Annotated in this window: 10 protein-coding genes; 3 read left to right on the top strand and 7 right to left on the bottom strand. The window is 33.4% G+C overall.

Features of this window, described 5'->3' with window-relative positions:
* The coding region (gene ilvC, locus OEW78_RS08385) for a ketol-acid reductoisomerase (RefSeq protein WP_300326853.1) at nt 1-577 on the bottom strand (577 nt) is incomplete at its 3' end.
* A 1,075-nt stretch (nt 578-1,652) separates the two neighbouring features.
* Nucleotides 1,653-2,171, bottom strand: coding sequence for a hypothetical protein (locus OEW78_RS08380; protein ID WP_300326851.1), 519 nt, complete (start codon nt 2,169-2,171; stop codon nt 1,653-1,655).
* A 109-nt stretch (nt 2,172-2,280) separates the two neighbouring features.
* On the opposite strand from OEW78_RS08380, the gene OEW78_RS08375 reads away from it, so the two are divergent.
* From OEW78_RS08375 to OEW78_RS08365, 3 genes are read left to right on the top strand one after another with little or no spacing between them, the layout of a single operon-like run.
* A complete protein-coding gene (locus OEW78_RS08375) occupies nt 2,281-2,661 on the top strand; it encodes a hypothetical protein (protein WP_300326849.1) in 381 nt (126 codons plus the stop codon).
* The gene (locus OEW78_RS08370; protein ID WP_300326847.1) at nt 2,640-2,945 is read left to right on the top strand and encodes a hypothetical protein; all 306 of its coding nucleotides are present in this window, start codon (nt 2,640-2,642) and stop codon (nt 2,943-2,945) included. The genes OEW78_RS08375 and OEW78_RS08370 overlap by 22 nt, the downstream gene beginning before the upstream one ends.
* A 53-nt stretch (nt 2,946-2,998) precedes the next feature.
* The gene (locus OEW78_RS08365; RefSeq protein WP_300326846.1) at nt 2,999-3,760 is read left to right on the top strand and encodes a hypothetical protein; all 762 of its coding nucleotides are present in this window, start codon (nt 2,999-3,001) and stop codon (nt 3,758-3,760) included.
* Between the two features lie 1,157 nt (nt 3,761-4,917).
* Here OEW78_RS08365 and OEW78_RS08360 read toward each other — a convergent pair.
* The 5 genes from OEW78_RS08360 to OEW78_RS08340 form a co-directional block, all read right to left on the bottom strand.
* Nucleotides 4,918-6,255, bottom strand: coding sequence for a hypothetical protein (locus OEW78_RS08360; RefSeq protein WP_300326845.1), 1,338 nt, complete (start codon nt 6,253-6,255; stop codon nt 4,918-4,920).
* Between the two features lie 429 nt (nt 6,256-6,684).
* Nucleotides 6,685-7,605 carry an EF-Tu/IF-2/RF-3 family GTPase gene (locus OEW78_RS08355; RefSeq protein WP_300326843.1) on the bottom strand — a complete coding sequence of 307 codons (921 nt, stop codon included), beginning with the start codon at nt 7,603-7,605 and terminating at the stop codon, nt 6,685-6,687.
* A gap of 398 nt (nt 7,606-8,003) precedes the next feature.
* The gene (locus OEW78_RS08350) at nt 8,004-8,756 is read right to left on the bottom strand and encodes a DUF726 domain-containing protein (RefSeq protein WP_300326841.1); all 753 of its coding nucleotides are present in this window, start codon (nt 8,754-8,756) and stop codon (nt 8,004-8,006) included.
* Nucleotides 8,753-10,414 (bottom strand): methionine--tRNA ligase, encoded by a 1,662-nt coding sequence (gene metG, locus OEW78_RS08345; RefSeq protein ID WP_300326839.1) that lies wholly within the window; start codon nt 10,412-10,414, stop codon nt 8,753-8,755. The genes OEW78_RS08350 and metG overlap by 4 nt, the downstream gene beginning before the upstream one ends.
* Before the next feature lie 38 nt (nt 10,415-10,452).
* The coding region (locus OEW78_RS08340; RefSeq protein ID WP_300326837.1) for an adenosylhomocysteinase at nt 10,453-11,444 on the bottom strand (992 nt) is incomplete at its 5' end.

Below are 11,444 nucleotides of genomic sequence, written 5' to 3'. Positions count from 1 at the left end.
ACCAATCAGTTTCTACTTCTTCTTTGAAAGAAGTTTTGATCAATCCAGCTCTTGCACTACCAATTGCTTTTGCAATTCCTAATGTTCTATCCCAAGCTTTTCCTGTAGAATCTTGTTCAACAGCAACAATTGCAGGAGTTCCAAAATTATCGAGATATGTTTCCCGAACTTTGGAGCCAGGTCCTTTTGGTGCAACCATGATTAAATCAACATTGCTTGGTGCTTCAATCCATTTCCAATAGATTGCAGCTGCATGAGAGAATGACAATGCCTTTCCATTTGAAAGGTTTGGGCCGATTTCATCTTTGTATACTTGACCTTGAATCATGTCAGGAATCAATATGTGAACAATGTCTGCTTGTTTTGTTGCATCTGAAACAGGCATTACTTTGTGACCATCAGCTTCTGCTTTTTTCCAGCTATTGCCTCCTTCTTTAAGACCAATTATCACATTAAGACCAGAATCTTTCATGTTGTTTGCTTGTGCATCACCTTGGATTCCATAACCGATTACAGCAATTGTTTGATCCTTAATTGAATCCAGACTGATATCAGTATCTTTCCATGTTTTTGCCATGATTCTAAGACAAATATTGCAAATATTAACTAAAGCGAATCATAGTATTATTATACAGTAATTCTGGATTTTTACACCTTGATCTCAGAATTGCGCTTCCATGGACAAATCTTTTTCAAGTAATCTAAAAAATTTTGTAACTAAGTTTCAATAGATCACAATACAAAAAGAATCAAAGCTAAGATTCTTTGTAGTGGTTATAGATCGGCATAAATCATAACTACGTCATTTTCTATGCTATTTTCTATAACAATTCTATATAGAATGGCCTGATCATCTCTTGATTGTAGATCTTATTATAGGATTAAACAAATTTTTAATCCTGTTTTCTATTATTTGTGTGGTCTTTTCATAGATGGAATTTAGAATTATCTGTTAAGATAATTCTAGAGATCATTGTTTTGTTTTAGTTCCTGTCGTTTCTGGTAAAATTCTTTGATGATTCTCTTAAACAGATAAAATGGGGTTGGTTTACATACTGCCAAGAACCTATAATCTCAAACCATGATGAATCTTTACATGATTTTAGTTCATCCAGAGTTGCATGTGTTATAAACTCTCCATTTGGAAAGATACTTTTGTTTCTTTGAAGAAAAATAATGAGATGTGCTTTGTTTCTGGTATGTTATATTTTATTTTGAAAAATCCCATGTGCATTGTTCAATAATTTTTTTGATTGAAACCATTTTCTTTTTGTAAATTCTGGGATTTTTGTTAGCGCATATAGATAGGTACTATTGATATTAAAAATAAAGCACCCTTCAGTATATCCTTTTACCATTAATTCGATTCTTCCACCGACATAACAGTTCCATGCCCGTTCTTTAACCTCTAATGGAGGTCTTCAAATTTTGGAATTGTTACGTTATGATTGATCAGGATCTTTTCTGCAAAATATTCGCTTGAAATCCAGTGAGAGGAGTAAAATGAAAACGCCTTTCCAAACATGTCAACCTAGTGCTCTGCAAGTTCTTGGGTTAGAATACCGTCATTGATGCAGCATTTTCTTATTTGACTATTTTCTGATATTCAATAGTCATTTGCAGGTCTTTTACAATAACTCGTCAGACTAATGTTATATCTTCTGTCTGATGATTCTAAAACTAAAAGAATTATTGTTATGTTGCTCATTTTCTATTATTTCTCCTATACATCTGAACATCTCTGAGTACATTTTACACTGAATTTCTGACCAAACAGGACCAAGCACATGTTTCTGTTTGAATATTACGGAGTCATTTTTTTCCACTATAACCAACGATAGCTTGTTTTCCTTGTTCCATTCTTTGATTCTTTTTACTAATTCCGGAAAATCTATGATGTCTGCCTGGTATTCCATCTCCTCTAGAATATAATTTGCGTTAGATTTTATGATCTTTGGAATCTCTGTTTTTTTGATTGCATCGTGTCTGGTTTTCAGAATATCACTTGCAAGTGTTATGTCCCCACGAAATTCTTTTGTCCTTCTGAAATTAAGATATTCGTGAATGATCTTTGAAATAATAGCTGAATTTGTGGTCCCTTCTTCATCTACAATTCTTTCCAATTCCTTTTGATCGTTTTCTTTTAGCCTTACACTTATGGGATTTGCCATTGATTTTTGTGATCTTATGGCATTTAATTGCGTTTACATTGTATTATATTGTTTACAAAAATTCCCCTGTATTCAGGATGCATTTATTTATCAAAACAAAAACAATATTGTGAACATACAAACACAAAAAATCAAACAAGACATCACAAAATCCCCTACAAAATGGAATAGAATCAAACGTGAGCGTCTAAGAAAATTAAGTCGTAAAACAGAAGAAGAGTTGGCAGATCTGTTGTTGTCAATACCGGAAGCCAGGTTTCAGACATGGTGTCAATCAAGTGGAGTTGGAAAATGTGGAAAAAAGCAGATCTTTTACAAGGCAATAATCCAGTCTTGGATTGGATGTGAGTTGAAAGAATCATATTCGAATCTGTCTTTTTATAGAGACACAAAAGCCGAATACACAGACAGAATATACAAGGTTTTGTTTGAAAAACAAGACCCTAGATTGGAGGTGGCAGAAGAAATATGCAAATATCTGGAATGTTGAAAAAAACTGCTCAATCCCTAAAACAGAGAGTAAGATATCCAGTACAAAGAATTTCTATTTATCTACCTGTTGTTACTGTATCGTCATTTTTTGTAACAGACAGTTCCGTCCAAAATGCATATGGTCATGTCAGTCACGTCTTGACCACACAACAGTACGCTACAATCAAAATGTCTTATCCAGATATTGAAATTCTTGCAACAATAGGGACTGGATTGATGGTTGTGATTGCAATATTTGTGCATGGTATACGATACAAAAAGAGGTCTAAGATAAAATGCTAATAAGACATAACTTGATTTCAAATCAAACGGATTTTACTTTTTTATTGATTCGGATGGCAGTTGGAATATATCTTGTTTCTTCAGCATTTGTAGGTGGATTTCTTAGCATTATGGATCCAATGGATTATGGACATACATATTTTGAGATCCTTACTGCACTTCAAGCATCTGTGGGCATTATGCTTGTCTTTGGATTGTTTGTTCGAATTGGATCTGCTATGCTGATCTGCATATTTGCATTCTCATTTGTTGAATATGGTCTAAATGCATTGGATCAAATCATGCTTCTCGGAGTCAGTTTTGCATTACTCTTAAGGACAAGTTCAAAATATTCTGTGGATAATCTGTTGCTCAAAAGAAAAAACATTTCATCAACGCAAAAATTTGACATTAACCGTATGTTTTTGCCTGCAATAGGAATTACATTTGGTGCAAATCTTGTATGGCTTGGTTTGGTGGAAAAACTACTTGCACCAAACATGTTTGCAACGGTACTAAAAGAGTATGGACTAAGTCCTGTTGGCATGAGTGTTGATATGGCAGTATTTGGTGCCGGACTAGTCGAAATCGTAATTGGATTATTCTACATGTTTGGAATTCGGATGAGAATGGTGTCTGCAATTATGCTAGGAGTACTTGTATCTACAGTAGTGGTCTTCCAAGAGAATATGATTGCTCACATAGTTATGTTTGCAATAGTTGTGATGTTTGTGATAAATAACAAGGACCCAATCACCGGAATCAAAATGGAGAAAATACTTCCAATAATAAGAAAAATGAAAAATGTTATGTTGTTGAGAATGTATGCTAATTGACGAAATGAATTCTCTAACATTCTTATTTTTCTTTAATTTCATGTCTTTTTCTTTAGGTTTACATGTAATAGATAGATGATCATCAGAATTTTTTATCTACTTCTATTTTTGGTTGGATGAATAAGATGAAATGCCTTTGTAGAATGATGTAGTGCTGTATGTGGATTGGTTTTGATGATTTTACAAACTTTTCAAAAGAGTTTTGCATCCTAAAGAATACATTATAAACTTGAATAAATAAGGATGCTCATCTTTATCTTGTTATCTTTTCTCATGATCTTTGTTACTGGTGCGTTTGGGTTGTTTTCTTCTTTACTTTCAAATATGTTCAAGAAACAAATTCAAAATATTGGTGCTAGTTTGACGTATAATGGTGGTATGTTTCTTAGTTTTTCATCATCTTTTATTTCTATGGGGATTATTATTACTAGATACAGACATTTCAATTCCCTTGATTACCTTTTTGGTAATAATTGGCATCATTGTATCTATCTATGAATGTGCAAGAATTGTAAAAAATAATAGTAAATGTTACAATTTAAAAAATAATTTGAAACCTAATTTTTAAAAACTTTAACCCTGTTTTTAAAATATAGTCATCACTCTAACTATTTTTCTATTTTCTTATTTTAAAAATTAAGAACTATATGATTGCCAATATTTCCAATCCTTTGATTTTTTGATTATTTCTAATTCAACGTGGATATGTTTTTAATAACTCTAACTATTCTCCAGTATGTTATGCAGGGGGTAAAGATAGGTCTCTCATTTGACTTGTAATGATTGTTTAAACTAAAGATGTGATGAAAATTAGAATGGATAATGAGAATCGCTATTCGGTAAAAGATAAAACAGGAATATCCTATTATTGAATTACTGTCTTAATCCTCATGAAATTATAAAATGAATAAAAATATTGCAATGTATGGATTGTCCTCTTGGATTGAGATGTATATGATAAGCAGATCCACATGATGATCTACTCTGTCTAAGAGTTATCTCTGTTTCTAAGTGTCAATATTCCCATGTTTAATTAAATAATACACATAATTTGATATGAGTTAATTATTCTATTGGATTATTCTATCATGTAATTATGATATGAAAACAAAGACCAAATAGTATCTTAAATTATGAGAGTAAAGAAAAAGAAAGGATCATGTATTACCAATACATGTCTTGGTTGCAGATACGGCATCAACATCAAAGCCATCTCCCCAATTTGAAGGAGCATTATCAATTATCTTCACATATTTGATGCATCCTAAGTCCGATAGATCATAGCCATATTGATGCACATTTGAGCCGTCATTGTGGTACTGGGTTTGTTTTAGCAGAGTCCAATTCTTACCATCTGCACTTACTTCAACTGTTGCAAGTTCTCTAATTGTTGGTTCGCTACTTGCTTCATATACAATTAATTTTCCACCTACAAGTTCAGAGAACCCTAGAGTGACTTGTCCTTGTCTGCCAAGAGCCAGTGAATTTGAGGTATTTGTGTATGAATCAGGCTCGTTAAGAGCATTTACAGGAATAGATTTGATGTCTTTTACTTTGGATTTATTATGTCCTAATCCCTGAACATAGTCTGAAATCCAGTCTACAAAGTGCAATGAACCAGTATCTCTTTGTTCCAAAACAGTCTGATGAATTTTATCATTTTGTTGCTGCTCTAGTAGATTAATCTTGTTTTTGAGAAGTTGTATCTCTTCTAGTAGTTTTTGGATGATTGATTCTTTAGAATCAATATTGTCGTTTGTATTGTTCTCATCTAAAGGTTGCACAATCTCTTTAGTTGAATTACTTGAAGAGGAATTCACATTTGGAGTAGATGTGGTATAGTCTACAAATGAGAGAGCAGACTCGGATTCATCATCGTATCGTGGAAGTTTACCTTCATTGTTGAAATTTTGCTGTATGCTGGCATCAGAAAATCCAGCTTCGATATTAAGTTCCCTGACTAGCTGAATCATGTCTGTTCTTGGAATTTTTGCTGCCTCATGGTATGCGTTTCTTGCGTCCGTTAGACTCCCACCATTCTTGAATACTTCTTTCATTGCATTTCTTGCAGTTTCTACTTTCTCTTGTTGATAGTTAAAGAGCCCTTTGAAGATAATTTTTGACCCATCATTTGAAACTTTGTCTAGAAATCTATTGAAGGAGTTTAATGGCGTGAAATCCTCGTTGTCTTTGAACATTTGTTCTAATTCTTTTTCCAATATGTCCTTAGCCATACTTCGTTGTTCATTTAGTAGTTTTTCCTGAACGTTTTGTTGTTGTGTTTCAGCAAACTCTTTTTTTGATTTTTCTATATTCTCAAGAATTTCGAGAAGGAAAGGATCATTTTTAATTTTGTCAGTTGCTGCTATGACAAAGTCATTTTCAGCAGCTGCAAATGCATGTTGAATACTGTACATTCCAGAAAACATCATGAGCAAGGCAAATGAAGATGCAAACAGGATCTGTTTTGCGGGTTTTTGGTAATTACATGTCATTAACAAAAGGAATGAAAAATCACATATAACTAACTGGAAGAAATCATCAGTAACAATTCTACTAGCCATCTAAATGGTTTTAAGATATCCTATACAAGTGGCTGAAAACCAGCATGTGACTTGTATGCCTTACGGGTTCTTTTCTCCTTTGCTATTTTATCCTCGAAACTATGTTTTGTTGTTGGATTACTTGAGGATTCATTGAAGAAATTTTTCGTAAATTGTTATAAAACTATGTTTTAGGATAGTTTCAGCAAATATTAACTATGAATTAGATTTCAATTATTTTTTCACACAAACGACATTTTACAACGACCTTGTCACCAGGAAGTCGAATGAATCTCTTAGAACCGCATTTTGGACAAATGGGACAAGCACGTATTGGTTCCATGAATGTTAAGTTATGATTTTGGATTTTATTAAATCACTCTACTGAATAGCCCCACTACCCAAAATTCTGATTGTGGATGATTCAGGTTTTAAAATCACTGCGATTTGTCCCGTCTTACATACAATCGGTTTTTCAAAAGTTAGTTTTAGTGAGGATATGGAAGAGAATTTTGCAGCTTTGATTTGTAGTCCGATGCTGACCAAACAACCTTGATTTTCCACAATATCATTTTTGTAGAAAGGGTTTTTTTGAAAATCAAGAGTAATCTCTGTTTTTACATCAACTGCACCTTCTTGAGAAATAACATCTCCCCGCCCAACTTCATCAGGTTTAACGCCTTTTACTGCCAATCCTACTCTTGCAGGACAAATAGATTCATTCACAGGATCATCATGCATCTGAATGGATTTTACTAAAACATCAATTCCTGCAGGATACAATTTCAAATTATCATATTGTTTTACAGTGCCATTTGTCACTTTACCTAAAATTACAGTTCCAACACCTTTAACATCAAAACAATGATCAATCACTATTTCAGAAGGGTCGTTATTTGTTATGGGCTCTAGTTTATCCATCTCTTCTTTGATTTTATCTTGATCAACTTTGACATACTTTTCAACAACAGTTCCTTTAATCATCATGTTCAATTTTGACTCATCAACATCAAAAGTATGAGACAAAATTCCTTTCTCTTTTTTTAGTGAATCAAGTGCAATGATTTGTTCGCCAGTAAATTTGTCTAGTTTATCAACATGAAAAATAACATATTCAGCCAAATTAATAGCCTGGAAAAGAGGTTGAATTTTATCAGGAAAACCGTTTGGGATAACCCAAGTTTTGATTATATCTGATTCTTTTCTATCATAAAGAGTAAGATCAGTCTCAGTACCTTTTTTTCCAAAATCAGATACAATATCCTGCTTTCCTAAAACAACAAAATTTACAGAACTCACCATGAGATTCTTATTAAAAATGGAACTTATGAAGTTTTGAATTTTTTGAAATACATGTCAATGCTTGTGATTTTTTATACAGATATCACAAAATTTCGAACCATATTGATCACATGAAATTAATTGTCCTGGACAATATCCAGTGAAACAATTGTCATCGTTAATACAATTCATGATTTTTTAATCAAAATATAATCTAAAAACTATTCGTAAAACTTAGCATGGATAATCAGAAAGGTCTGTTCTCTCATCAAACTGCTCATCTAAAATCTGAAGATGGTAGAGGATTGACATGTTGCCAGATAAAGAATCCGCATTTTTCCCCATATTAAAATATGAATATCGTTTTTTGTATAAAAGACTAATGTACGAATCATACTATACTTCAGAGTTCAAGAAAATCACGGAAATGATCTCAAAACGGCAGCATAACTTGCAAATCTGTGGTTTTTTGGTTTGACTAGTTTCTGCCTATATTTTGCCACAGGTTTGCCAGTAGCACCATTCAGACCTAATGGACCTCTGACAAATTTTTTGCTGTTGGCCCAATTAAGAACTTCATCTTTTGGGGCATAGTGATTTACAATTTTTGAGCGTACTACAGATTGGAGTATTTTTCCATATTTTTTTGACGATGGAACATCATCAGTGATTGAAGCCCCAAAAAAATATACCCCTTCTACAATTCCAATATTTTCTTTCTTTTTTGCAAGATATTCAAGAGTACTCAAAATTACTTGAGAACCTAATGAATGACCCATTAACCGAATTTTGGTTTTAGGATTAGTTTTTTTAAAATCCTCAATAAATTTCCCAAGATTTGTTCCATTTTTCTTTGCTATTTTTTGACCCACAGATAATGCATGTTTTGCGTGTTTCATCAAATGTGCCCCTGTGGTGTTTGAATCATAACTAAATCCTACTACAGGATGAACATATCCCAATCTACGTAACTGTTTTTTTGCCAAAACAACTTTTGCAACAGCTCCGGCATTGTCATTTCTCAAACCATGAATCATAATTGTGATTTCTTGCGAATTAACTAATTTTTTAAAATCATTTTTTGGATATGTATAGTATCTATTATTTTTTAATGTGTTTCCATTTGAAAGATCATAGTATCCTCTGGTAGATATTCTCGGAACAGGTTTCATTCTTTTCCAGATGGACCTAATTGACTTTTTAGTTTTTCAATATCCGACTCTTCAACCTTTGTGAATAAAGGAGATGCATCACCTAATGTATGGCCAGAGACAATCCCTAATTCAGACATATCATTCCAAGAAGATTTGTTTATTTCTCCCTCTAATCCCAATTGATTCCAAATTTTTTGGGAAGATTCAGGTAAGAAAGAAAATAGTGCAATAGACATGCTTCTAGCAGCATTCACTGAAAGATATACACAATTTGCAGTTCCCGTACCTCTCTTCCAAGGTTCTTTATGCTGGAAATATTGATTGAAAAATGATGAAAATTCCATTATTTTCTTCAAAGCTCTGTCAAGATGATTTTGTTCCATAAGAAAACCCACATCAGATGCAAGATTTTTAATTTTTTGCTCAGCTTCCAAGTCTTGTTCATCAAAAGAATCAGATTCAGGGACTTTTCCATCAAACGATTTTTTTGTAAATCCAAGTGCACGATTTACAAAATTTCCGAGATTTCCTATTAATTCGGAATTGATTCTGGTTGTAAAATCATCCCAATCAAAATTCAGATCATCTTGAGAATAGGGGTTAATAGAAACAAGATAAAATCTCAGATAGTCTGCAGGATAGTATCCTAAAAATTGTTTTAATCCGATATACCAATTCCTACTTTTAGAGATTTTTTTCCCCTGTAATGTCAAATGACCACGAGTTGGAATGTAATCCGGTAGTTTGTATTCTCTGTCAATCCCTAATCTCATTGCAGGTAAGAAAAGATAATGATGATAAACAATATCTTTTCCAATAAAATGATAAATGTCAGCAGAATTCCAAAATGCTTTTCCGTCAATTCCTTTGTCATTTAGAAATTTGATTGCTGTTGAAATGTATGCCAAATGATTATCAAACCAACCATAGAAGACTTTGCCTTCTGCATCATCTAATGGAACAGGTACACCCCAAGGAATATCACGTGTGATATCCCAATCAATTAATCCTGATTTAATCCAATTTTGAACATATTTTTTTACATCTTTTTGCAGATTTTGATTTTCATCTAACCATTTGAATAAAGAGTCACCAAAGTTTTTGAGTTTAAAAAAATAATGTTTTGTTTTTTCTTTGGTGGGGGGTTGACCACACAGTGAACATTTAGGATCAGTAATTTCTTCAGGTACACGGCCACAACTTTCACAAAGATCAGAGTATTGATCTTCAGCTTTACAATAAGGGCAAATGCCCTTCACATACCTATCAGGGAGAAATTTTTTATCATTGTTGCAATAAAATTGAATAATTTCTTTTTCGTAAATATGCCCAGAATCATTTAGTTTTTTGAAGACATTTTGAACAAATACAATATTTTCCTGAGAGCTTGTTTTGTAAAAATAATCAAAACCAATGTTGAATGCAGAAAAATCATCATAATCTCGCTTATTCCAGTACGCCACATACTCTGCAGGAGTTTTGCCTTCTTTTTCAGATTGAATTAAGATGGGAGTTCCAAAATCATCAGATGCGCAAACATAGTATGCCTCAACACCATTTAGTTTTAAGAATCTAGTAGTTACATCCGCAGGAAGATATGTAGAGGCAACATGACCCAGATGAATTTCTCCGTTTGCGTAAGGTAGAGCACTTGTAATGATTGCTTTTTTATTCATTTGATACAATCCAGTGACGGGATCAGGGTTAAGAAGTTTTACCAGTTGTTTGCATACTTTACTTGTTCTGGAGTAAGTTTGTCAATTTTTACATCCATTGCTTTTAGTGCATCAACTGCTATCTGTTTATCAATTTCTTCAGGGACGTTGATAATTTTATTTTCCATCTTTTTGTGATTTTTAAGAATATACAGGACAGACAAAATCTGATTTGAGAAAGACTGAGCCATGACTTCAGGAGGGTGGCCTTCAGCTGCAACTAGATTAGCAAGACGACCTTGTCCAATAAGATAAACCTTTTTTCCATTTTTCAATGTACATTCATCAAGATTAGGTCTTACTTCTTTAACAGATTTAGAAGATTTGAGTAAAAATTTACTATCAATTTCAACATCAAAGTGACCTACATTGCCCATGATTGCGCCGTTTTTCATTTGCATGATATGCTCTTTGCGAATTACGCTGGTCATTCCAGTACATGTGATAAACATATCCCCCATTTTTGCAGCTTGTGCCATCGGCATTACTTCAAAACCATCCATATGAGCTTCAAGTGCTTTTACTGGGTCTACCTCCGTGACAATAACTTTAGAACCCATTCCTTGACATCTAGAAGCTACACCACGTCCAACCCATCCATAACCTACAACAACAACACGTTTTGAGGCCATCAGAAGATTCATTGCGCGAAGATAACCATCAATTGTACTTTGTCCAGTTCCATATCTGTTGTCAAACATATGTTTTGTATATGCCTCATTGACCAAGATAACAGGATAGCGAAGCTTTCCTTGATTTTCTACTGCTCTGATCCTTGTTACACCCGCAGTTGTTTCTTCCGTGGCTCCTAAAATTTTCAGATTTTTAAATCGTTTATCAAAATGGGCTTTGATGTTCATATCAGCGCCATCATCAGTGAGAATTGTTGGACTATGTTTCAATACCTGATCAATACACCAATCATATTCTTTTACTGATTGCCCATGCCAAGAATAAACATGAATGCCTTGAGAAGCCAAAAATGCAGCAA

This window comes from Candidatus Nitrosopumilus sp., from assembly GCF_029882185.1.
Classification (GTDB): domain Archaea; phylum Thermoproteota; class Nitrososphaeria; order Nitrososphaerales; family Nitrosopumilaceae; genus Nitrosopumilus.
Note: the sequence above shows the minus strand (reverse complement) of the source record. Positions and strands in the feature narration are given on the sequence as shown.